Here is a 20,959-nt window from a genome sequence, read left to right as displayed (position 1 = left end):
TTTGACGGTAATGTCTGGAGGCCATGAGCGGAACACCCAAGATTCTCGCCGGCCGGGTCGCGGTGGTGACCGGCGCCAGCCGTGGCATCGGCAAGGGCATCGCCCAGGAACTGGGCGCGGCCGGGGCCACCGTGTACGTGACCGGCCGCACCACCACCGCGGGCAGGCTACCCGGCACCGTGCACGCGACCGCCGAGGAGATCACCGCACTGGGCGGCCACGGCGTGGCCGTGGTCTGCGATCACGCCGACGACGCGGCGGTCGAGAAGCTCTTCGCCCAGGTGCGCGACGAGCAGGGCAGGCTCGATGTGCTGGTGAACAACGTCTACAACTCCCCCGCCGCGGCGCGCTGGCTCGGCCGCAAGTTCTGGGACGTCCCGCCGAAGGCCTGGGACGAGACCTTCGACATCGGCGTCCGCTCGCACTACGTGGCCAGCGTGTTCGCCGCGCCGCTGCTGATCGAGTCGGCGGGGCTGATCGTCAACGTCTCCTCCCCCGGCTCCCAGCGGTACATGCACAACGCCGTCTACGGCGTCGCCAAGACCGCGCTGGACCGGCTCACCGCCGACCTGGCCCACGACCTGCTCGGCACCGGCGCGACCGCGGTCTCGATCTGGCCCGGCATCGTCGACACCGAACTGCTGCAGATGGTTCCGGCCGACGAGAACGGGCGCCGCGAGGTGACCCTGCCCGGCGAGGGCACCTTCGACCTCAACGCCGCCGAGACCCCGCGTTTCCCCGGTCGCGCGGTCGTCGCGCTGGCCGCCGACCCAGCTCGGCTGACCCGCGGCGGCGGCGCGTGGAAGGTCGCCGACCTCGCGGTCGAGTACGGATTCACCGACGTCGACGGCCGGATTCCGCGGGCCGATTGAGCGGGGAAATCAGCCCTGGATTTAGGTGAGACAGTGCGTTACATTCAAATCAGGGAGAGTCGGCTCGACGGCGATCCCTGTGACGATGGAGAGAAACAATGACGTTCTCGAAGACCGCTGCCGCCGATCCGGACTACGCCGACACCCTGCTCACGCTGTCGGAGGGGTCGGTCCACCGCAGATTCGATCCCTTCCTCGATATCGACTGGGACGCACCGGAATTCGCGATCGACCGGGACGACCCGCGCTGGGTGCTCTCGGCCGAGCTCGATCCGCTGGGCGCCACCGCGTGGTACCAGTCGCTGCCGCTCGAGCGCCGCATCGAGATCGGCCGCTGGCGCCAGGCCAATGCCGCCAAGGTCGGGCTGGCCTTCGAGTCCATCCTCATCCGCGGGATGATGCAATACGCGATGGCCCTGCCCAACGGGTCGCCCGAGTTCCGGTACTGCCTCCACGAGATGACCGAGGAGTGCAACCACATCCAGATGTTCCAGGAACTGGTCAACCGCATCGGCGACGACGTGCCGGGCATGCGGCCGCTGTTCCGGGTCGCCTCGCCGTTCATCGGCGTCGCGGGCGGCTACTTCTGGGCCATCCTGTTCATCGGCATCCTCGGCGGCGAGGAGCCGATCGATCACTATCAGAAGGCCCTGATCCGGTCCGGCAACGCGACCCAGCCGACGCTGCTGCGGATCATGGAGATCCACATCGCCGAGGAAGCCCGGCACATCTCCTTCGCCAACGAGTTCCTGCGCAACCACCTCGCGCGGATGAATCCGGTGAGCACCGCTGTCTGCGCCGTGGCCTTCCCGATCGCCATGCGCTGGCTGGCCGACGAACTGGTCAAGCCGTCGAAGTCGTTCGCCACCAAGTTCGACATCCCGGACGAGGTATTCGAGGACGCGTTCTGGCGCAGCCCGGCCTCCCGCAAGATCCTCAGCGGATTCTTCGGCGACATGCGCGCCCTGGCCGGCGAGCTCGGCCTGCTGAACCCGGTGACCAGGCCGCTGTGGAAGCTGCTGAAGATCGACGGCGGCCAGGCTCGCTACCGCAGCGAGCCCGACCGCCGCACCGCCTAAGCGCGGTAGCCGTCGGTGCCGGCGCGGGACATGACGATCGTCGGGACCACCGCGCGGGCGGACAGCCGCAGCAGCGAGTCGACCATCTCGACGACGTCGTTCACCGCGAGCATCCGCTCGGGCGGGATCCGGTCGTGGATCCAGGCGCTCATGTCGGTGTCGACGTAGGCGGGCGCGATGGCGGTGGCGGTGACGCCGTTGCCGGACTCCTCGGCGTTGAGCGTGGCGAGCAGCGAGATCATCGCCGCCTTGGCCGCGCCGTAGACCGCCAGGCCCGCCTCGGCGTACACGCCCGTGATCGAGGACAGCGCGACGACCTTCGCGCCGTGGGCCGGATCGGCGGCCGCCGCCGCGCGCAGCATCGGCAACGCGCCCTGCACGAGTTGCAGCGGAGCGCGCACGTTCACCGCGACGGTCTTGTCGAACCGCTTCATCGAGGAGTCGGCGAGCGCGCCCGCGGTGCCGACACCGGCGTTGAGGATCAGCGCGGACAGGGTCGCGTACCGGTCGGCGTGCTCGGCGAGCAGGCGGGCGATGCCGTCCTCGTCGGCCATGTCGGCGGCGACGGCGACCACCTCGGGGGCGCCGAGCGCCCGCAGATCGGCGGCGACCGCGGTCAGCCGGTCGGCGTCCCTGGCGGTGATGGTCAGCGAATACCCCTGCTGGGCAAGCCGGTTCGCGATCCCGAGGCCGATGCCCCGGGACGCGCCGGTGATCAGGGCGGACTTGCTCGCGGTCACTTCCGGTGCCCTTTCAGTGCGCGCAGCCCGGCGGCCATGAACTCCGGGGTGGCCTCCGCGGCGCGCTCGGCGGCGGCGCCCGCGTCGGAGCCGCGCAGTGCCCGGTGGGTGATGCCCTCGCCGATCACGCCGAGTTTGAAGTTGGCCAGCGCCAGGTAGAAGCCCCAGTCGCCGAGGTCGCGACCGGAGGCGGTCGCGTAGGACTGGGCGAGGGCGTCGGCGGTGGGCATGCGGTCGCTGGTCCACGCGGCCGACGAGCCGAGCACCAGGTCGAAGATCGGCGACCGGTACACGCACATCAGCGCGACATCGGTGAGCGGGTCGCCCAGGGTCGACATCTCCCAGTCCACGACCGCACGCACCCGGCCCGGGTCGGCGGCGTCGAGGATGGTGTTGTCGATGCGGAAGTCGCCGTGCACGATCGAGGCCGCCGAGGTACTCGGCACCGCCTCGGCGAGCGCCGCGTGCAGCACCGCCACGTCGGCGAGCTCGCGGGTCTTCACCCGATCCCATTGGGAGGCCCACAGATTCACCTGGCGTTCGACGAAACCGGTGGGCCTGCCGAACGTGCCGAGACCCACCGCCGCCGGGTCGACGGCGTGCAGGCGGGCCAGCACGTCGACCAGTTCGGTCGCGCTCGCGGCGACCTGCTCGTCGGTGAGGGCGGCGAGGTCGTCCTGGTCGCGGATCACGCGGCCGTCGATGTACTCGACGACGGTCATCGGCGCGCCGAGGGCGGTGCCCCGCTCGTCGAAGGCGACCGTGCGCGCGACCGGCACCGCCGAATCCTGGAGCGCGTCGGTGACGGTGAACTCGCGTGCCATATCGTGCGCGGACGGTGTGAGCCCGGCGACCGGCGGACGCCGCACCACCCAGGTCGACACGTCGTCGGCGGCCGTGAACGTCAGGTTCGAGCGCCCGCCGCTGATCAGTTCCACGCGCAGTTCGCCGCGCACCGGCACGCCGCTGTCGCGCAGGAATCGCGTCAGCGCCGCGACATCCATTCCGGGCAGGCTCATTCGGCGTCCCGGTGCGCTCGCTCGGCCGCGCTCACCGCGCGTTTGGCGATGGCCCACCGGTGCACCTCGGAGGGACCGTCGTAGATCCGGAACGGCCGGACCTCCCGCGAGAGCCGCGCCAGCGGCAGGTCCGCCGCGACACCGAGACCGCCACACATCTGCATGCTGCGGTCGATGATCCGGAAGATCGCCTCGGCGGCGAAGGTCTTCGCGATGGAGGTCGCGTTCGCCGCGGACTCGCCGCGATCGAGCTCCCAGCAGGCACGGGTGAGCAGCGCGCGGGTCGCCGCGATGTCGATCTCGTTGTCGGCGATCATCTGCTGGATCATGCCGAGATCGCCCAGGCGCGAACCGAATCCGCGCCGCTGCGCCACCCGGTCCACCGCCACGTCGTGGCCGCGGCGCGCGGCGCCGAGCCAGCGCATCACGTGCGTCATCCGGGCCGGGCCGAGCCGCACCTGGGCGTACTCGAAGCCACGGTCGACCGCGCCGAGCACCGCCGAATCCGGGACGAGCAGGTCCTCGAAGAACACCTCGCAGTGGCCGCCGAGCATCGACCGGTCCAGGGTGTCGATATGCCTGCCGACCCGGAGGCCGGGGGTGTCGGCGGGGGCGAGGAACATCGTCGCGCCGCCACGATCACCGGGTTCACCCGAGGTCCGGGCCATGATGATGAAGAAGCCCGCGCCGTCGGCGCCGGTGATGAACCACTTGTGGCCGGTGATCCGCCAGCCGCCCTCGGCGCGCACCGCGCGGGTGGCCAGGGCCGAGGGATCCGAGCCTGCGCCGGGCGCCGGCTCGGTCATCGCGAACGCCGAGCGGACCTCGCCGCGCGCGAGCGGCGCCAGGTACTGCTGCTTCTGTTCCGGGTCGGCGATGTGGGCGAGCATGTGCACATTGCCCTCGTCGGGGGCCGCGATGTTCAGGGCCGTCGGACCGAACAGGGAGTAGCCCGCCTCCTCGAAGACCGGGGCGCGGTCGGACATGCCGAGGCCGTGGCCGCCGAATTCGATCGGCGCGTGCGGCGCGAACACCCCGGCCGCGCGGGCCTCGCGCTGCAGGTCGACGCGCAGTGCCTCGCCGCCGGCGGCGGTGATGTCGCCGTCGTGCGCGTCCTCGAGCGGGAGGACCCGGTCGCGGATGAAGGCGCGGGTGCGCTCGGCCAGACGCTGCACCTCGGGCGGCTGGGACAGGTCGATCGCCACGGATCCACTCCTCGACTCACTTGGCCGAACGTTCGCTCGGCATCGGACGCCTACGACAGTGACACGACCCGATAACTGCTGTCAATCGACAGATTCCCTCCGGCCGCTATGTTCAGCTATTCTGAACACCATGAACACATCGAACGGTGGGCTCGGCGCCCGCCTGCGTGCGGCGAGGACCGCGGCGGGCCTGTCGTTGCGGGAGACCGCCCGCCGGATCGAGGTCAGCGCCGCCACGCTCAGCGCGATCGAGACCGGCAAGACCGGCGTCTCGGTCCCGCGCCTGCGATCGCTGGCCACCGAACTCGGCACCACGACCCAGTGGCTGATCGGCGAGCCGACGGCGCGGGCCCCCGAACCCCGGCCGCGCGGTACCGCCCCGGCGGACCAGGACGCCCGCGCGTGGCGCGAATTCCCGCCACTGGACATCGATCCCGTGCTCGCGGCCGCGATCGACTCCTTCGTCGAGACCGGCTACCACGGCGCCACCATGCGCTCGATCGCGCAGCGCGCCGGCATGAGCGTGCCCGGCGTGTACCACCACTACCGCGACAAGCAGGCCCTGCTCGTGCGCGCACTCGACCTGACCATGGACGAGCTGCACTGGCGGGTCGACGCGGCCCGCCGCGAGGCGGGCACCGGCCGCGACCGGGTCACGCGGGTCGTCGAGGCGCTGGCGCTGTTCCACACCCACCGGCGCGAACTCGCCTTCATCGGCGCCAGCGAGATGCGCAGTCTCGAACCGGCCGACCGGCGCCGGATCACGACCTCCCGCAACGAGATCCAGTATCTGCTCGACGCCGACATCGACAGCGCGCTCACCGAGCAGCAGCGGAGTACCGAACACGCGCGCGCCGCCGGACGCGCGATCGCGACCATGTGCACGGCCCTGCCGCAGTGGTTCCGCCTCGACGGTCCGGCCACACCCGAACAGATCGCCACCGACTACGCCGACTTCGCCCTCGGCGTCCTGGGCATCCCCCGCTGACGGTGCGGCCCGCCCCGAAAACTCTCGGGGCGGGCCCTTCCCCATGCACCATGCGGCGCCGCCACGTCGCACGGCACGGTCCATCGTAGACGGGACGAGCTGATCTCTCCCGCAACCACACCCGGACGACCGCGGACAACATCGTGGAGCCCGATCGCCTACGGCGCGACCGGTTCCGGGCGCAGGGCGGCGAACCAGGCGAGGTAGTCGGCGGTGACGGTGCGCAGGCGGGTCACCGGCCAGTCGGCGGGATGGAGGTCGGCCGGGAGGACGGGGTCGGTGGTGAGGTGGTCGAGACCGGCGCAGACGGCGGCGAATCTGGCGGTGGGGTCGGTGGTGTCGATGGCGGCCAGCAGGGCGTTGGCGCGGGCGGACCAGTCGGCCAGCGGCCACAGGCGGGCGGCGAGGTCGGCGGGCTCCTCGACCGGGCGGGTGCGCAGGCGGAAGGTGGTGTCGTCGAGGTCCGCGGGCCAGGCGCGGTCCAGGTTGGCGGGGCGCATCCAGACACCCTCACGCAGTTCGGCCAGGCGCAGCGACAGCAGGCGCGCGCGCAGCGCGGCGCGGTCGGCGGCGGGGCGGCCGGTGGCGGTGACGACGACCTGCTCCCAGTCACCCGTCCACGGGAGCGTCGCCGGCGCGGCGAGCTCGGTGCGGCGGGCGCGCAGCGCGGGGATGAGAGTGTAGGCACGGTTCTCCCGCACCAGGTCACCGGCGGCGACCATGCGGGACACGGCGACGCGGACGGTCGCCTCGGGGTAGCCGACGGTGGTGGTGGCGGCACAGATCTCGCGTGAGGTCATCGTCGGCGAATCGGCGGCGATGAGAATCCGGACCAGCGCCGAGCGGGCCGACACCGGGCGGACCTCGGTATCGGGGCCGGTCACAGGGGGTTGCACGGATCGAGTCTACATATTTCACTATTGCCACGGCCATCGCAGATATGTAACGTTGCCGGATATCAGCCGCCTCTCCGGCGTCGCCGACGACAAGGAGCCTCGCCCATGACCGCTACCCACCCGCTCGCCGGGCGCACGATGATCATGTCCGGCGGCAGCCGCGGCATCGGGCTGGCGATCGCGGTCGCCGCCGCGCGCCAGGGCGCCAATATCGTGCTGCTGGCCAAGACCGATGTCCCGGATCCGCGCCTGCCGGGCACCATCCACACCGCGGCCGCCGAGATCGAGGCCGCGGGCGGTCAGGCGCTGGCGGTGGTGGGCGATGTCCGAGACGAAGCCTCGGTGGCCAACGCGGTCGGCCAGGCGGTGGAGCGGTTCGGCGGCATCGACTACTGCGTCAACAACGCCTCGGCGATCGCGCTGGCGTCCACCGAGGAACTGCCGATCAAGCGCTTCGATCTCATGCAGCAGATCCAGCTGCGCGGCACCTACCTGCTCTCCAGCGCCTGCCTGCCGCACCTGCGCAACAGCGAGAACGCGCACATCCTGAGCCTGTCGCCGCCGCTGAACATGGCCCCGCACTGGCTCGGCGGGCATCCGGCCTACATGGTCGCCAAGTACGGGATGTCGCTGCTCACGCTCGGCTGGGCCGCCGAATACGCCGAGCACGGCGTCGCCGCGAACTGCCTGTGGCCGCAGACGCTGATCGCGACCGCCGCGGTACAGAACCTGCTCGGCGGCGACGAGGCCATCGCCAAGGCCCGCACCCCGGAGATCGTGGCCGACGCCGCCGTCGCCATCCTCGGCCGCGACGCGCGCACCACCACCGGCAACACCTTCCTCGACGTCGACGTGCTGGCGGCCGAGGGCATCACAGACCTGTCCGGCTACGGCGGCTCGGGCACCCTCGAGTACGACATCTTCGTCGACCCGCCGCAGGCCTGACACCGTGCGCTGGATCAGCTCGCCGCCACCGCGGTGCGCTGATCCAGCGACACACCCGTGGCCGATCGGCGATAGCTGTTCGACACCGTCCGGCGGCGGAATTGTGACCAGCCCGCGTCCCTTTTGCCCGGTTACAGTGGAGAGGGTGCAGATCGACGTGACGCCGCTGCCCGGGGTCGGGGTACGCAAGGATTTCGCGGTGCGCAAGAGCGGGCGCCGCATCGGCGTGGTCGAGCACCGCGACGGCGCGATCGATCTGATCGTCGGCAAGCCGGGCAATCCCGATGTCACCGAGCAGATCGCGTTGTCGGCGGCGGAGGCGGCGGCCCTGGCCAGCCTGCTCGGCGCGCCACGGGTGGTCGCCCAGCTCGAGGCCGAGCATCGCGAGTTCGACGGCGTGCGCACCCGGCAGTTCCCGCTCGCGGCGCACTCGCCCTACGACGGCCGCACACTCGGTGACACCCGGATGCGCACCCGCACCAAGGCGTCGATCGTGGCGGTGATGCGGGCCGGCGCGGTACTCGCCTCCCCCGGACCGGAATTCGCCTTCGTCGCGGGCGATGTCCTCATCGTGGTCGGGTCCGCGGACAGCCTGACAGCCGCCGCGCTAATCCTGCACGACGGCTGACCGGGGGTGGACCTAGTGGCGGTGCAGAGATCGCACCGTCGCCGCGCCCCACAGGGCCAGCCACGCCGCGGCGGCCATGTAGAGGACATAGGCCAGCACGACCAGCTCGGGGCCGTAGCTGCCCGCCCACTCCCCCAGGCGCAGCAGCGCGACGATACCCAGGCCGAGCAGGAGCAGGCCGAGGATCAAGCCGGGCATTCCCAGCGGGCCGAGCGACGATTCGGTGGGCCTGGGCGCGGTGACGCGACCATCACGGCCGGTAACTGACAGATTGCTGTTCGATTCGAAGTACATGCTGCTCATCAGCATGAGCCCCCTTCCGGGTGGCCGTCCCGACACGGCCGGTTGCTGATCCATACCGGATCTTTCGAGGCCCGCTACGCCGGAGCGGACGGACAGGGCGAATGTGACGGAAGGTCTGCGTCGACCTCGCCGTTGATCACAAACGGTTAACGTTCAGCAATTACGAGCGTGCCACTCCCGGTAGCCGAATGACAGGCGATGTGATCTGCATCACATAGAACATACGTGCGACACGGGTCGATAACGCACGTTACATATCCGGCAAACACCCCTCGGAACTGGCAAAACCCGTGCACAACTGGACATTTGCTCAATATGCCGACAAGCCTGTGATTTACCGAACCGTTACGGCCCTGACGTGCGAAAACGCGCCGTGAGCAAACTGCGACACCACCGCTACCCGCATCGAGACCTCGCCGGGGCACCGACCGGACCGAACCCCGGCGCGCACCGGAACCGACACGCCCGGAACGGTTTTCGGGTATCACCGACCGGGAAAGCATGCCGACCCGCCGTCGTTCTCCTACGATGGGCGGCGGCACACACCGGTAACAGCGTGAGGGGTCGTCGACGATGAGCGACAACGCGAATGTGATCGACCAGTCGAGTCCGAGCATCGCCCGGGTCTACGACTATCTGCTCGGCGGCAAGGACAACTACGAGGTCGACCGCGCGATCGGCGACCACTTCAAGCTCAACCTGCCCGGTTCGGTGGCGATCGCGTTCACCAACCGGCAAGCCCTCACCCGCGCGGTCCGCGAGATGGCCGAGGCGGGCCTGACCCAGTTCCTCGACTTCGGCAGCGGCCTGCCCACCGCCGACAACGTGCACCAGGTCGCCCAGCGGGTGAACCCCGACGCGCGCGTGGTCTATGTCGACAACGACCCGATCGTGCTCGCCCACGGCCGCGCGCTGCTGGCGACCAACGAGAACACCACCGTCGTGCACGCCGATGTCCGCGATTCCGTCGGCATTCGCGCCAACGAGGAGGTGAACCGGCTCATCGATTTCGACAAGCCGGTCGCCCTGATCTTCAGCGCCATCCTGCACCACCTCAACGACGACGAGGACCCGCGCGCGGTCGTGCAGTACTGGACCGAGCAGATCCCGGTCGGCAGCAGCGTGTTCATCTCGCACTTCCGCTCCGGCGACAACGCCGAGACCATCGAGGCCGAAGCCAAGCTGCAATCCACCTTCGGCCGTGGCCGCTGGCGCACCGACGCGGAGATCGTCGCGCTGTTCGGCGATCTGCAACTGCAGGAGCCCGGCGTCGCCGCGGCCGCCCGCTGGCACCAGAACGTGCCCGCCGACGACGACGATTCGGCGCGCATCGGCTCGCCCGATCGGGAGCTCTCGGTGTGGGAGGAACTCATCGTCGCGGCCATCGCCGACAAGCGTTAGGGCGGTTCGTCCGGGTCGGTGACCCGGGTGAAATTCGGGCCACGACATCTCGTCTGTTCGCACGGGTGAACGCGTCACGTTCCGCTATCTTGTGCATCTAGTTTTCTCGATGCTGCTGGATCGTTCGTGTCGCTTCGCCGCAATCACGTGCCGCGTGAGATCCACGCCTCGTGTTTTCGGCGACCCTCATCAGACGAAGGACGCCGGTCACCATGCCCGCACCCGTTATCCTCCACGGCCGCATCGCACGGCTGGAACCCCTGGCACCCCACCATGTTCCCGGCTTGGCCGCGGCCTCGGTCGCGCTCGGTCCGGCCGGATTCACCATCGTCCCGCAGGGCGAGCAGGAGGCTCGCACCTATGTCTTCCAGGCCGAGTCCGCCCAGCTGGCCGGCACCACCCTGGCCTTCGCCATCGTCACCGTGGCCGACGACTGCGTCGTCGGAGCCACCCGGTTCACCCGGCTCGACTACTGGCAGGGCCCGCTGAGCTGGCCGCTGGCCGCCGAGCCCGTCACCGCGCTGCCCGGCGGGGCGATCCCCGACGCCGTCGAGATCGGCAACACCTGGCTGACGCCCGCGGTGCGCGGCGGCGTGGTGAACCTCGAGTGCAAACTGCTGATGCTGACCCACGCCTTCGACGGCTGGGGCGTGCGCCGGGTGACCCTGCGCGCCGACGCCCGCAACCTGCGCTCCCGCGCCGCGATCGAACGGCTCGGCGCGGTGAGCGACGGTGTGCGCCGGGCACATTCGCGCGGGCTCGACGGCGCGGTCCGCGACACCGCGTTCTATTCGATCCTGCACGACGAGTGGGCGGGCGTGCGGCTGCGGATCACCGAGCAGCTCGCCGCCCGCACCATGCTGCCGCGGGCCCCGCTGATCCCGGCCACCGCCGAGGCGTTGCGGCCCTTGGCCTCTCCGATCGGCTGACGGCTCAGACCCGGACGGACTCGATCCGCTCGGTGATGATCTCGGCCAGCTCTCGCGGACGCTCCTCGGGCAGCCAGTGCGAGGCGCCGTCCAGCACGACCAGCCGGTAGTCGCCGGTGACATAGTTCCCGGTGAGCTCGGCGCCGCGGCGGGCCAGCGCCGTATCCCCGGAGCTCCAGACATGGGTCACCGGCACCTGGACCGGCGCCGAGATGGCCCGCTGGCCGAGCAGGATCATCGCCCGGTACCAGTTCAACCCGCCGGTGAGCGCGCCGGTGTCGACGATCTCGCGGTGCACCCGGGCGATCATCTCCGGCGTCATGCCGGTGCCGGCCAGCGCGCGGTCGAGAATCCCGGGCCGCGCGTGCAGCAACCGCTCGGGGATCACCGGGATCTGGAACAACCCCATGTAGTACGAGCGGGCGAGCTGGTCGCTGCCGAGCAGTGAACGGCGGAACGCGGCGGGGTGCGGCACCGACATCGTCACCAGGGAGCGCACCAGGTCCGGCCGCGCGGCGGCGACCGACCAGGCGACCATCGCACCCCAGTCGTGGCCGACCAGATGGACGGGCCCACGGTCGATCTCGCGGATCAGCGCGAGGACGTCGTCGACCAGTTCGGTGATCCGGTAGGCGAAGCGACCGCGCGGCCGGGCGCCCGGCGAGTAGCCGCGCTGATTCGGGGCGATGGTGCGGTAGCCGCGGGCGTCGAGCAGCGCGGCGAGTTCCCCGAACGAACTCGCGGTCTGCGGAAAACCGTGCAGCGCCAGGACGACCGGGCCGTCGATCGGACCGGAGTCCACCACGTCGAAGCGCAGTCCCACCCGGGTGTAGGAGGTCAGTCGGTTGCTCAAGGGACCCTCCGGTCGATCGACGGCCTAATTGACTGATGGGTAAATTACCTGTGGTTCAGTTGCCCGTCAATCATCTGGTCAGCGGCCGGTGCCGCCGTGCACGACGGCGACTTCGGTGCCGCCGAGGTCGAAGGCCCGGTGCAGCACGCGCACCGCCGCGTCCAGGTCGGTGTCGCGGACCAGCACCGAGATCCGGATCTGCGAGGTGGCGATCAGATCGAGATTGATCCCCGCCTCGGCCAGCGCCTCACAGAACGTCGCGGTGACCCCGGGATGGTTCTTCATCCCCGCGCCGATCAGCGACACCTTGCCGACACGATCGTCGTAGCGCACATCGGTGAACCCGATATCGGCGCGACGTTCCCGCAGCAGGGCCACCGCGCGGGCGCCGTCGGCGGCGGGCAGCGTGAAGGTGATGTCGGTGCGGCCGGTGCCGGTGTTCTGCACGACCATGTCGATGGGGATCTCGGCGTCGGCGACCGCGCGGAACACCTGGGCCGCGTAGCCGGGTTCGTCGGGCAGGCCGACGACGGTCACCTTCGCCTCGCTGCGGTCGTGCGCGACGCCGGTGAGCACCGCCTGAGCGGCGGGGATGTCGGCCATCGAGCCGAACACCGTGGTGCCGATCGCGTCGGTGTAGGACGAGCGCACGTGCACCGGAACGTGATAGCGGCGCGCGTATTCCACGCAGCGCAGCATCAGCACCTTCGAGCCGCAGGCCGCCATCTCGAGCATCTCCTCGTAGGAGATCTGGTCGAGTTTCTGCGCATCGGGCACGATCCGCGGGTCGGCGGTGAACACGCCGTCGACGTCGGTGTAGATCTCGCAGACATCGGCGTGCAGTGCCGCGGCCAGGGCGACGGCGGTGGTGTCGGACCCGCCGCGCCCGAGCGTGGTGACGTCGCGGCTGTCCTGGCTGACGCCCTGGAATCCGGCCACGAGCACCACCTCGCCGTCGTCGAGGGCGCGCCGGACCCGATCGGGGTCGACCTGGATGATCTTGGCGTTACCGTGCGCGCCGGTGGTGATCACCCCCGCCTGCGAGCCGGTCAGCGACCTGGCCTCCGCGCCGAGGGCGTGAATCGCCATGGCCACCAGCGCGTTCGAGATGCGCTCACCGGAGGTGAGCAGCATGTCCATCTCGCGCGGCGGCGGCGCGGGCGCCACCTGGCCCGCCAGGTCCAGCAGTTCGTCGGTGGTGTCGCCCATGGCGGAGCACACCACCACCACGTCGTGACCCTGCTTCTTCGTCTCCACGATCCGCTCGGCGACCCGCCGGATCCGCTCGGCGCTCGCCACCGACGATCCGCCGAATTTCTGCACAACCAGGGCCATTCCTCGTCCTCTCCCCTGCTCGCCCGCGCGCGACCCGCGGGTGACCCCTCCGAGTATCCCGGCATTTCTGGCACGGCTGTCCTGTTTCGTGGTGAAAACGGCTGCCGCCGAGTCGATCCGGCCGCGATACTGGCTGGGCGGGGGCGGCGGCCACGGCGTTCGTTCCCGGCTCGGCAGTTCTCGGCGGTGAGGCGAATTCCCATGACCAATCAGCTCTTTCGTTCCCCACGCGGCTCGTTCGGGGTCGCCGTTCTCGGCACCGGCGCACTCGCCGCCGAGGTCGTGCGGATCATCCGCGACACGGGCGGGGACTTGCGGGAACGCGCCGGTGCGGAGCTGGTGCTCGCCGGGCCCGTGGAGCTGGTGGTGGACGCGACCGAGCATGTCGGCGCGGTGACGGCGGTGCTCGACGCGCTGCGCGCGGGACGGTCGGTGATCACCGCGAACACCGCGCTGATCGCCGAGCACGGGCACCGGCTGGCCGCGGCCGCCGAGCAGCACGGCGCCGATCTGTGCTTCGAAGCGGCGGTGGCGGGCGGTGTTCCGGTGGTCCGGCCGCTGACCCAGTCGCTCTCGGGTGACCGGGTGAACCAGGTGCTGGGGGTGTTCCCCGCCGAGCACAGCAGGCACGCGGCCGCGCAGGCGGCGATCCTGGCGACCCTGGCCTTCCACACCCGGGTGGAGGTCGGCGACGTGCACTTCGAGGAGTCCGTGCCCGCGGCGGCCGCCGACCTCGCCGCCGCCGCGGCGCTGGGTCTGCGCCTACGCACCCTCACCGTCTGCACCAGGATCGCCGAAGACGGTGGCAAGGAACAGATCTCGGTCCGCGTCCACCCCGCACTGCTCCCGGTGACCGATCCGCTCGCCCGGGTCGAGGCGCCGTCGAGCGCGGTCGCCGTCGACGCCGAGGGCGCGGGCAGGCTGATGTTCTCCGGCGACGCCGCCACCACCGCGACCGCGTCGGCCCTGCTCGGCGACCTGATCACCGCCGCCCGCAACCGCGTCCACGGCGGCCGCGCCCCCCGCGCCTCGCACTACGCCCAGCTCCCCATCGCTCCCCTCGGCGACACCCCCACCCGCTACTACCTCAACCTGCGCGTCACCGACCACGCCGGCGCCCTGGCCCAGGTGGCCGCCGTCTTCGCCGACAACGGCGTGAGTATCGCGCGCGTCCGCCAGGAGCACCAGGGCCCCGACGCCCACCTGATCGTCCTCACCCACCGCGCCCGCGAGTCGGCCGTCACCGACACGATCGACGCCCTCGCCGACGCCCCCTGCGTCCGCGCGGTGTCGACCCGCTGGCGCATCGAGGGCACCGACGACTGAGCCGGAACCCCTACGTGCGGAGCATCTTTCGCACTTACAAGAAACATTGACGGTTTATGGTTTGTGCGTCACACTCGGCACATGCCACCTCGCGGCCGCCGAACACAAGCCGAGCGCACAGCCGAAACGCGACGCGCACTGCTCGACGCGACGTTCGACGCCTTGGTGGAGGTGGGTTTCAAGGCGACGACGACCACCGAAGTCGCCCAGCGTGCCGGTGTGTCACTGGGGGCGCTGCTGCACCACTTCCCCACCAAAGCCGATCTCCTGACCGGCGCGGTCACGCACTCGTTCGCGCGCCGGATCGAGGAGTACGGGGAGTTGATGGCGGCGCTCGACCCGTCGGCGGACAGGCTCGACGCGGCGATCGACCTGCTGTGGTCGATGTACGCGCGCCCCACCTTCACCGCGTGGCACGAATTGTGGGTGGCCGCGCGGACCGATCCGGAACTGGCCTGCGCCGTGGTCGAGATCGACCGGCAGTTCATGCGGGCCAGCGAACGGCTCTACACCGAATTGTTCCCCGTCGACGCGGGCACCGACCCGGCGCCGGATCGGGCGGTGGGCTTGCACGTCGTCTACGCGCTGCTCACCGGCCTGGCGACAGCGCGGTCCATCGACGGCTACGAGCCGATGCGGGCCGACAGCGTCCTCGCCGCTTTCAAGACGATGATCCGCGCCACCCTGGGCGCTACCGCACAACCACCGACCACCGACTGAATCTGTTCCGGCACAACCGCATACCGCAACGCACCGAGGGGGATTTCCATGAACGCCACCGACCCGGCGAGACGTCTCATCCGCGCTCGTCGCATCCACTTCGACTATCCGTCCGGATCACTCGACCGCCACTACGTCGACGGCGATCTGGTGATGAGTCACGTCGTCGCCCACCTGTCGGCGACGTTTCCGGAAGGCGAGGACTTCTTCGTCCGTTCCGTTCGCCGCTTCGCCGGCGAGATCACCGATCCCGAGCTGAAGTCGCGGGTGCAGGGCTTCATCGGCCAGGAGGTCACCCACGGCCGGGAGCACCGCGCGCTCAACGAACGCCTGCAGCGGATGGGCTACCCCATGGGACGGGCGGATCGCGCGACGCGCCGCGTTCTCGGACGGTACGAGCGCTTCACCTCGCCACTGACCTGCCTGGCGATCACCGCCGCGCTCGAGCACTTCACCGCCGTTTTCGCGGAGACACTGCTCGGCGACGAACGGGCGCAGGCCCTGCTCGGCGCCACCGAGGTTCGATCGATGCTGCTCTGGCATGCGATCGAGGAATCCGAGCACCGCGCGGTCGCTTTCGATGTCTACCGCGCGGCCGGCGGAACCGAGCGCAGACGAATCTGGGCGATGCGCGGGATCATGGTCTCCTTCTTCGCGAGCGTCATCGCCTACTCCACGCTGTCGGCCCTCGGCGATCGCGCCACCTATCACCCGATCCGGCTGGGCCGCAGCCTCGCCGCGCTTCGGCACTCGCCGTTCTTGACGCGTGAAGTCCGCGCCAGGATGCGGGCCTACACCCAGCGCGGCTTCCACCCCGACGACACCGACAACACCGCACTCCTGGACCACTGGACGACCGAATTGTTCGGTGCCGACGGCACCCTCATCGACCACCTGGGGCAACGATGACGACGAGACGAATCCCCTGGACCGACATCGTCCATGCCCCGGCCCTGCTGCTGCGCAGCGGGCGCCGGCATCTCACGACCGGCGCGCCCGCGGCCGACTTCACGCTCGGCTCGGCGTGGAAGAGCGGACCGCGGGACTCGGCACACGGCCCCTACCTGATCAGCGTGACCCAGTACACGCCGCGGCGGCTGACCGACATTCCCGATATCTGGCTCGCCGCAGAGAGTTTGGGTGATCAACTGGCGAAGATCGACGGCGCCGTCGGCGTGATGACCTATCTGCGCCCGGCCCGTCGCCAGGTCGGGTCACTGTCGATCTGGACCGACGACACCGGGCTGCGGAGATTCGTCTCGCTCCCGGACCACGTCGAGATCATGCGCAAGTACCGGCCGCGTGGTCTGCCATTGCGAACCGCGACCTGGTGGACCGCCGAACTCCGGATCGACGCGGCCATCGGCGAAGGCCTCCGCCTGCTCGATACCGACCGGCGGCAGCGAATCGGGCCCGCGGTACAGCCGTGAGATTCGCTGTCGCCGAATGTGTTCCGGGTCAGCGGTCGATCACTCCCCGCGCCGGGCCTCGGTCGGTTCGTAGCGGCGGGTGAAGTCCAGAATGCTCGCGGTGACCTGCTTCGGGATCTGATGGAAGATGCCGTGGCCCGCCCCGGGGTAGATCTCGGTTTCGCAGGTGGGCACGTTGTCGCGCAGGCGTCCGGCGGCGATGGTCGCGTCGGCGGCGATCGATTCCGAGCCGAACAGGCCGAGGGTCGGGACGGTGATCGTCGCCAGCCGCTCGTCGGTGAACAACCGGGGGTAGCCGATGGTGGGGATGTAGCCCAACGCGGCTTTCACACCGGCGAATTCGGCGTCGGACAGGGTGACGCCGGGGTTCATCCAGGCGTTCAGCTTGCGGAGGTTCTTGTCGGTCGGGCGCGCGCCCACGGTGATCATCTTCCACAGCACGCCCCAGCGGATCTTCGCCAAGGTGCCGCCGGGTTCGATCACCGTCAGGCTCGCCAGCCGTGGCGCGCCGCCCGCCGCGATCGCCATCGCCTCCCAGCCGCCTTGCGAATACCCGACCAGGTGCACCCGGTCGACGCCGAGTCCGTCGAGCAGCTCCGTGAACCACGCGCCGAACCGTGTTTCGTCGATCGGCGCGGTCTGGACGCTGAGACCGGGCGTGCCCAGGAATTCGGGCGCGTGGACGACCCGATCGCGCGCCAGATCCTCGATCACGTGGTTCCAGGACAGGCTGTTTCCGCCGAGCGAGTGCAGCAGCACGAGCGGCACGCCGTCGCCGCGACCGAAGGTGCGGACCCGGGTGGTGCCGAAGGTCGTCGGCACGTCGACGGTAATCGACGGAATCGGCTGCGACTTCTCCAGCTCCCGATAGGCCCGCAGGTACTCCTCGCGCGCCTTGTCGTTCTTGAACCGCCCGATCTTGGCCATGACCACCCCTTTACTTCGTTGGTGATATAAACGTACCACAAAGATGATATGGGCGTACCATCAAGAATCGGAGGGGACGAGCTGGAGCAGAAGGAGGCGGGTGTGCCACGGTTGGCCGATCACGAGGAACGGCGCGGGTCCATCACCGGGGCAGCGCGGCGCGTCATCGCCAGGGGCGGGCTCGATGCCGCGACGTTCCAATCGGTCGCCGCCGAGGCCGGGGTCTCGGTGCGGTCGGTGCAGTACTACTTCGGCACCAAGAGGGAGTTCCTGCTCGCGACACATCGTGCGGTCGTCGCGGACTCGGGTGCCCGGCTGCACCGGGCCCTGACCGCACTCGGCCCGGAAGCGGGCCCGCGCGACATCGTCCGCACGGTGCTGATGGGCCTGCTGCCGCTCGACGACGCCAGCAGGCAGGATGCCGTCCTGCTCGGCATCTTCCACGCGGCCACGCTCACCGGACCCGATCTCGAATCCGCCGACACCGCCGACACGCCCAACTACATCATCGACGCGGTCGCCACCCAGCTCCGGGAGCTCCGTGGGCCCGCGGCGGCGGAGCCGACGATCCGCGCGGATGCCGAGGTCGTGCTGCTCACGATCGCCGGTTTGGCCCAGGGCATGCTCACCGACCACGGCATGGCCGCGCGCGCACCACAACTCGTCGAGCACCTGCTCGACCGGGTGGTCGACGCCTGAGCTCGACTCGCCGAGGCGAGGGCCGCTACAGGCTGAACGCGATCGCGCGCAGGACCAGCACGGCGATGAACACCAGGGTGAAGGCCAGGTCGATGCCGAGCCCGCCCATCCGGACCGGCGGCAGGATCCGCCGCACCGGCGCGATCACCGGTTCGGTCGCGGCATGGGTGACCTGCCGCGCCTTCCCCACCCAGTCCGGACCCTTCCCCGCCACCGCCAGCCAGTCCAGCACCATGCGCGCGAGCAACACGAACATGAACACCGTCAGCGCGTAGCCGACCACGGTTCCGATGAGACTCATGACGCACTCCTTAGGAAGCCGCACAGGGCCTCGTACCCCGATCAACGCGCCAGCCCGCGCCGAAGTGTCCCGCCCCGATGGTTCTCAGCCGATTATCAGCCCTCCGCCGCACCGGAGCGCGCAGGCGCGTCCGCCTCGTCGCCACACAACTCGTCGACTACGGCACGGGTCCGGAGACGCCGCGAGCCCCGGGTCGGTCGACCCGGGGCTCGCGTGGTGACGCGCTACTTCTTGCGTTCCTTCTTCTCGCGCACGCGCACCGAGATGCGCACGGGCGAACCGTCGAAACCGAACTCCTCGCGCAGGCGGCGCTCCAGGAAGCGGCGGTAGCCCGCCTCCAGGAAGCCGGTGGTGAACAGCACGAACGTCGGCGGGCGGGTGCCCGCCTGGGTGGCGAACAGGACGCGGGGCTGGCGGCCGCCGCGCATCGGCGGCGGGGTGGCCGCGATGACTTCCTTGAGCCAGGTGTTCAGGCGGCCGGTGGAGATGCGCTTGTCCCAGGACTCGAGCGCGGTCTCCATCTGCGGCACCAGCTTGGCCACGGCGCGGCCGGTGTGGGCGGAGATGTTGACCCGCTGGGCCCACGGCACCCGCACCAGATCGCGGTCGATCTCGCGCTCGAGCATGTAGCGGCGGTCCTCGTCGACCAGGTCCCACTTGTTGAACGCCAGCACCAGCGCGCGACCGGAGTCGGCGACCAGGCTGATGACGCGCAGGTCCTGCTCGGTGATCGGCACCGAGGCGTCGATCAGCATGATCGCGACCTCGGAGGCCTCCAGCGCCGACTTGGTGCGCAGCGAGGCGTAGAACTCGGTGCCCGAGGCGTTGGACACCTTGCGGCGCAGACCGGCGGTGTCGACGAACTTCCAGACCTTGCCGCCCAATTCGACCAGCGAGTCGACCGGGTCGACCGTGGTGCCCGCGACATCGTGGACGACCGAACGCTCGTCGCCCGACAGCTTGTTCAGCAGACTGGACTTGCCGACGTTCGGCTTGCCGACCAGCGCAACGCGCCGCGGTCCGGCGGTCCCGGTGCCCTCGCGCGGGGTCTCGGGCAGCGCGCCGAGCACGTCGTCGAGCAGATCGCCGGTGCCACGGCCGTGCGCGGCCGAAACCATGCGCGGCTCACCGAGGCCCAGCGACCACAGGCTGGCGGCCTCGAGTTCGACCTTCTGGTCGTCGACCTTGTTGGCCACCAGGATCACCGGGATCTTGGAGCGGCGCAGCTTGCGCACCGCGGCCTCGTCGGTGGCGGTGGCGCCGACGGTCGCGTCGACGACGAGCAGGATCGCGTCGGCGGTCGCCATCGCGACCTCGGCCTGCCGGGCCACATGCTGCTGCAGGCCCTTGGCGTCGGGCTCCCAGCCGCCGGTGTCCTGCACCAGGAATCGGCGACCGGCCCAGCTGGCCTCGTAGGAGATGCGGTCGCGGGTGACGCCGGGGATGTCCTCGACGACGGCCTCGCGGCGGCCGAGGATGCGGTTCACCAGGGTCGACTTGCCCACATTCGGGCGGCCGACGACGGCGACCGTCGGCATCGCGAGATGCTCGTCGCCTTCGTGCTCGCCTTCGAGATCGGCGATCTCCCAATCGGATTCGTCGGACCAGGTGCCGTCTCCGACCAGAACCTCTTCGTCGATCATCGCGACCCTCCTGTCGTGGCCGAAAGCTGCTGGGCCACCACGCGGTAGAGCTCGTCGATGGTCTCGTCCATCGTCAGGTCGCTGGTGTCGACGAGCACCGCGTCGGCTGCGGGGCGCAGCGGCGACACCGTGCGGGTGGAGTCGAGGGTGTCGCGGCGCTGCACATCGGCCAGCACGGCCGTGTAGTCGTCGCCGCGGCCCTCGCGGATGTTCTGGGCGTTGCGCCGCTGGGCGCGGGCCTCCGCGGAGGCGGTGAGGTAGATCTTGGCGTCGGCGCCGGTGAGCACGACGGTGCCGATATCGCGGCCCTCCACCACGATGCGCCCGGACACGGCCGCGATCTCGCGCTGCAGGGCGACGAGCTGCTCGCGCACCTGCGCCACCGCGGACACGGCGGAGACGGCCTTGGTGACGGCGTCGCCGCGGATCTCGGCGGAGACGTCCTCACCGTCGAGCTCGATCACCTCGCGGCTGGGGTCGGTGCCGATCGACAACGGCAGCGCCGCAACGGTTTCCGCGATCGCGTCGGCATCGGCCAGGTCGACCCCGGCGCGCAGCACGCGCAGCGTCGCGACCCGGTACATGGCGCCGGTGTCGAGGTAGCGGGCACCCAGGCGGGTGGCCAGCCGACGCGACACACTGGACTTGCCGGTGCCCGACGGGCCGTCCATCGCGACGACGAGCGTGCCGTCACCGGTCATCCGGTCGCCGGCGAACTCC

The 20,959-nt window shown here is 70.3% G+C and carries 23 protein-coding genes; 12 read left to right on the top strand and 11 right to left on the bottom strand.

Features of this window, described 5'->3' with window-relative positions; all coding sequences use genetic code 11:
- Window positions 1-23 precede the first annotated feature (23 nt).
- Window positions 24-872 (top strand): SDR family NAD(P)-dependent oxidoreductase, encoded by an 849-nt coding sequence (locus AB0L91_RS24810; RefSeq protein ID WP_355281083.1) that lies wholly within the window; start codon window positions 24-26, stop codon window positions 870-872.
- A gap of 98 nt (window positions 873-970) precedes the next feature.
- Window positions 971-1,951 carry a diiron oxygenase gene (locus tag AB0L91_RS24805; protein WP_365013838.1) on the top strand — a complete coding sequence of 327 codons (981 nt, stop codon included), beginning with the start codon at window positions 971-973 and terminating at the stop codon, window positions 1,949-1,951.
- Here AB0L91_RS24805 and AB0L91_RS24800 read toward each other — a convergent pair.
- The 3 genes from AB0L91_RS24800 to AB0L91_RS24790 are packed head-to-tail and all read right to left on the bottom strand — an operon-like array spanning window position 1,948 to window position 4,915.
- A complete protein-coding gene (locus AB0L91_RS24800) occupies window positions 1,948-2,691 on the bottom strand; it encodes an SDR family oxidoreductase (protein ID WP_365013836.1) in 744 nt (247 codons plus the stop codon). The two genes, AB0L91_RS24805 and AB0L91_RS24800, sit on opposite strands and share 4 nt — an antisense overlap.
- Window positions 2,688-3,710: a phosphotransferase family protein gene (locus AB0L91_RS24795; protein ID WP_365013834.1), complete on the bottom strand. Its 1,023-nt coding sequence runs from the start codon at window positions 3,708-3,710 to the stop codon at window positions 2,688-2,690. The genes AB0L91_RS24800 and AB0L91_RS24795 overlap by 4 nt, the downstream gene beginning before the upstream one ends.
- A complete protein-coding gene (locus AB0L91_RS24790; RefSeq protein WP_365013832.1) occupies window positions 3,707-4,915 on the bottom strand; it encodes an acyl-CoA dehydrogenase family protein in 1,209 nt (402 codons plus the stop codon). The genes AB0L91_RS24795 and AB0L91_RS24790 overlap by 4 nt, the downstream gene beginning before the upstream one ends.
- Before the next feature lie 130 nt (window positions 4,916-5,045).
- Between AB0L91_RS24790 and AB0L91_RS24785 the strand changes: the two genes are divergently transcribed.
- Window positions 5,046-5,903 carry a TetR family transcriptional regulator gene (locus AB0L91_RS24785; protein WP_365013830.1) on the top strand — a complete coding sequence of 286 codons (858 nt, stop codon included), beginning with the start codon at window positions 5,046-5,048 and terminating at the stop codon, window positions 5,901-5,903.
- Window positions 5,904-6,061: 158 nt separating this feature from the next.
- On the opposite strand, the gene AB0L91_RS24780 is transcribed toward AB0L91_RS24785, so the two are convergent.
- The gene (locus tag AB0L91_RS24780) at window positions 6,062-6,799 is read right to left on the bottom strand and encodes a PaaX domain-containing protein, C- domain protein (RefSeq protein ID WP_365013827.1); all 738 of its coding nucleotides are present in this window, start codon (window positions 6,797-6,799) and stop codon (window positions 6,062-6,064) included.
- 105 nt (window positions 6,800-6,904) lie between these two features.
- Here AB0L91_RS24780 and AB0L91_RS24775 point away from each other — a divergent pair, with 105 nt between their 5' ends.
- Together AB0L91_RS24775 and AB0L91_RS24770 are read left to right on the top strand one after the other, a co-directional pair.
- Window positions 6,905-7,744: an NAD(P)-dependent oxidoreductase gene (locus tag AB0L91_RS24775; protein WP_365013826.1), complete on the top strand. Its 840-nt coding sequence runs from the start codon at window positions 6,905-6,907 to the stop codon at window positions 7,742-7,744.
- A 145-nt stretch (window positions 7,745-7,889) separates the two neighbouring features.
- Window positions 7,890-8,372: a TrkA C-terminal domain-containing protein gene (locus AB0L91_RS24770; RefSeq protein ID WP_365013823.1), complete on the top strand. Its 483-nt coding sequence runs from the start codon at window positions 7,890-7,892 to the stop codon at window positions 8,370-8,372.
- Window positions 8,373-8,384: 12 nt separating this feature from the next.
- Here the strand turns inward: AB0L91_RS24770 and AB0L91_RS24765 are convergent, their stop codons facing one another.
- Window positions 8,385-8,675, bottom strand: a complete 291-nt coding sequence (locus tag AB0L91_RS24765; RefSeq protein ID WP_365013820.1) for a hypothetical protein — start codon at window positions 8,673-8,675, stop codon at window positions 8,385-8,387.
- Window positions 8,676-9,248: 573 nt separating this feature from the next.
- On the opposite strand from AB0L91_RS24765, the gene AB0L91_RS24760 reads away from it, so the two are divergent.
- On the top strand, window positions 9,249-10,076 hold the full coding sequence (locus AB0L91_RS24760; RefSeq protein WP_365013817.1) for an SAM-dependent methyltransferase: 828 nt from the start codon (window positions 9,249-9,251) through the stop codon (window positions 10,074-10,076).
- 212 nt (window positions 10,077-10,288) lie between these two features.
- Complete coding sequence (locus tag AB0L91_RS24755) at window positions 10,289-11,005, top strand: GNAT family protein (protein WP_365013814.1); 717 nt, start codon at window positions 10,289-10,291, stop codon at window positions 11,003-11,005.
- A 4-nt stretch (window positions 11,006-11,009) separates the two neighbouring features.
- Here AB0L91_RS24755 and AB0L91_RS24750 read toward each other — a convergent pair whose 3' ends face one another.
- Window positions 11,010-11,858 (bottom strand): alpha/beta fold hydrolase, encoded by an 849-nt coding sequence (locus tag AB0L91_RS24750; RefSeq protein WP_365013812.1) that lies wholly within the window; start codon window positions 11,856-11,858, stop codon window positions 11,010-11,012.
- A gap of 78 nt (window positions 11,859-11,936) precedes the next feature.
- The gene (locus tag AB0L91_RS24745) at window positions 11,937-13,193 is read right to left on the bottom strand and encodes an aspartate kinase (protein WP_365013809.1); all 1,257 of its coding nucleotides are present in this window, start codon (window positions 13,191-13,193) and stop codon (window positions 11,937-11,939) included.
- A gap of 201 nt (window positions 13,194-13,394) precedes the next feature.
- Between AB0L91_RS24745 and AB0L91_RS24740 the strand changes: the two genes are divergently transcribed.
- The 4 genes from AB0L91_RS24740 (at window position 13,395) to AB0L91_RS24725 (ending at window position 16,669) form a co-directional block, all read left to right on the top strand.
- On the top strand, window positions 13,395-14,519 hold the full coding sequence (locus tag AB0L91_RS24740) for an ACT domain-containing protein (protein WP_365013806.1): 1,125 nt from the start codon (window positions 13,395-13,397) through the stop codon (window positions 14,517-14,519).
- An 81-nt stretch (window positions 14,520-14,600) separates the two neighbouring features.
- Entirely contained in the window at window positions 14,601-15,239 is a 639-nt protein-coding gene (locus AB0L91_RS24735; RefSeq protein ID WP_357348529.1) for a TetR/AcrR family transcriptional regulator, read from the top strand.
- 48 nt (window positions 15,240-15,287) lie between these two features.
- Window positions 15,288-16,148, top strand: a complete 861-nt coding sequence (locus AB0L91_RS24730; RefSeq protein WP_365013803.1) for a metal-dependent hydrolase — start codon at window positions 15,288-15,290, stop codon at window positions 16,146-16,148.
- Window positions 16,145-16,669 carry a hypothetical protein gene (locus AB0L91_RS24725; protein WP_365013800.1) on the top strand — a complete coding sequence of 175 codons (525 nt, stop codon included), beginning with the start codon at window positions 16,145-16,147 and terminating at the stop codon, window positions 16,667-16,669. Before AB0L91_RS24730 ends, AB0L91_RS24725 begins: the two co-directional genes overlap by 4 nt.
- Window positions 16,670-16,708: 39 nt before the next feature.
- On the opposite strand, the gene AB0L91_RS24720 is transcribed toward AB0L91_RS24725, so the two are convergent.
- Entirely contained in the window at window positions 16,709-17,596 is an 888-nt protein-coding gene (locus AB0L91_RS24720) for an alpha/beta fold hydrolase (RefSeq protein ID WP_365013798.1), read from the bottom strand.
- Between the two features lie 102 nt (window positions 17,597-17,698).
- Here AB0L91_RS24720 and AB0L91_RS24715 point away from each other — a divergent pair, with 102 nt between their 5' ends.
- Complete coding sequence (locus AB0L91_RS24715) at window positions 17,699-18,295, top strand: helix-turn-helix domain-containing protein (RefSeq protein ID WP_365013795.1); 597 nt, start codon at window positions 17,699-17,701, stop codon at window positions 18,293-18,295.
- A 25-nt stretch (window positions 18,296-18,320) separates the two neighbouring features.
- Here AB0L91_RS24715 and AB0L91_RS24710 read toward each other — a convergent pair whose 3' ends face one another.
- From AB0L91_RS24710 to cmk, 3 genes are all read right to left on the bottom strand, one after another.
- Window positions 18,321-18,596, bottom strand: coding sequence for a YggT family protein (locus tag AB0L91_RS24710; RefSeq protein WP_355281058.1), 276 nt, complete (start codon window positions 18,594-18,596; stop codon window positions 18,321-18,323).
- A 224-nt stretch (window positions 18,597-18,820) separates the two neighbouring features.
- A complete protein-coding gene (der, locus tag AB0L91_RS24705; protein ID WP_365013793.1) occupies window positions 18,821-20,239 on the bottom strand; it encodes a ribosome biogenesis GTPase Der in 1,419 nt (472 codons plus the stop codon).
- Window positions 20,236-20,940, bottom strand: coding sequence for a (d)CMP kinase (gene cmk, locus AB0L91_RS24700; RefSeq protein WP_365015271.1), 705 nt, complete (start codon window positions 20,938-20,940; stop codon window positions 20,236-20,238). Before cmk ends, der begins: the two co-directional genes overlap by 4 nt.
- Window positions 20,941-20,959: the final 19 nt, after the last annotated feature.

The organism is Nocardia sp. NPDC051833 (assembly GCF_040681225.1).
GTDB lineage: Bacteria > Actinomycetota > Actinomycetes > Mycobacteriales > Mycobacteriaceae > Nocardia.
This window is presented reverse-complemented; position numbering and strand designations above follow the sequence as displayed.

What these genes read in the sequence shown, in the direction of transcription:
- cmk (WP_365015271.1), bottom strand. Translation starts at nt 20,940, where the DNA reads ATGACCGGTGACGGCACGCTCGTCGTCGCGATGGACGGCCCGTCGGGC.
- AB0L91_RS24805 (WP_365013838.1), top strand. Translation starts at nt 971, where the DNA reads ATGACGTTCTCGAAGACCGCTGCCGCCGATCCGGACTACGCCGACACC.
- AB0L91_RS24735 (WP_357348529.1), top strand. Translation starts at nt 14,601, where the DNA reads ATGCCACCTCGCGGCCGCCGAACACAAGCCGAGCGCACAGCCGAAACG.
- AB0L91_RS24730 (WP_365013803.1), top strand. Translation starts at nt 15,288, where the DNA reads ATGAACGCCACCGACCCGGCGAGACGTCTCATCCGCGCTCGTCGCATC.
- der (WP_365013793.1), bottom strand. Translation starts at nt 20,239, where the DNA reads ATGATCGACGAAGAGGTTCTGGTCGGAGACGGCACCTGGTCCGACGAA.
- AB0L91_RS24795 (WP_365013834.1), bottom strand. Translation starts at nt 3,710, where the DNA reads ATGAGCCTGCCCGGAATGGATGTCGCGGCGCTGACGCGATTCCTGCGC.
- AB0L91_RS24720 (WP_365013798.1), bottom strand. Translation starts at nt 17,596, where the DNA reads ATGGCCAAGATCGGGCGGTTCAAGAACGACAAGGCGCGCGAGGAGTAC.
- AB0L91_RS24810 (WP_355281083.1), top strand. Translation starts at nt 24, where the DNA reads ATGAGCGGAACACCCAAGATTCTCGCCGGCCGGGTCGCGGTGGTGACC.
- AB0L91_RS24740 (WP_365013806.1), top strand. Translation starts at nt 13,395, where the DNA reads ATGACCAATCAGCTCTTTCGTTCCCCACGCGGCTCGTTCGGGGTCGCC.
- AB0L91_RS24725 (WP_365013800.1), top strand. Translation starts at nt 16,145, where the DNA reads ATGACGACGAGACGAATCCCCTGGACCGACATCGTCCATGCCCCGGCC.
- AB0L91_RS24785 (WP_365013830.1), top strand. Translation starts at nt 5,046, where the DNA reads ATGAACACATCGAACGGTGGGCTCGGCGCCCGCCTGCGTGCGGCGAGG.
- AB0L91_RS24760 (WP_365013817.1), top strand. Translation starts at nt 9,249, where the DNA reads ATGAGCGACAACGCGAATGTGATCGACCAGTCGAGTCCGAGCATCGCC.
- AB0L91_RS24745 (WP_365013809.1), bottom strand. Translation starts at nt 13,193, where the DNA reads ATGGCCCTGGTTGTGCAGAAATTCGGCGGATCGTCGGTGGCGAGCGCC.
- AB0L91_RS24775 (WP_365013826.1), top strand. Translation starts at nt 6,905, where the DNA reads ATGACCGCTACCCACCCGCTCGCCGGGCGCACGATGATCATGTCCGGC.
- AB0L91_RS24755 (WP_365013814.1), top strand. Translation starts at nt 10,289, where the DNA reads ATGCCCGCACCCGTTATCCTCCACGGCCGCATCGCACGGCTGGAACCC.
- AB0L91_RS24765 (WP_365013820.1), bottom strand. Translation starts at nt 8,675, where the DNA reads ATGAGCAGCATGTACTTCGAATCGAACAGCAATCTGTCAGTTACCGGC.
- AB0L91_RS24710 (WP_355281058.1), bottom strand. Translation starts at nt 18,596, where the DNA reads ATGAGTCTCATCGGAACCGTGGTCGGCTACGCGCTGACGGTGTTCATG.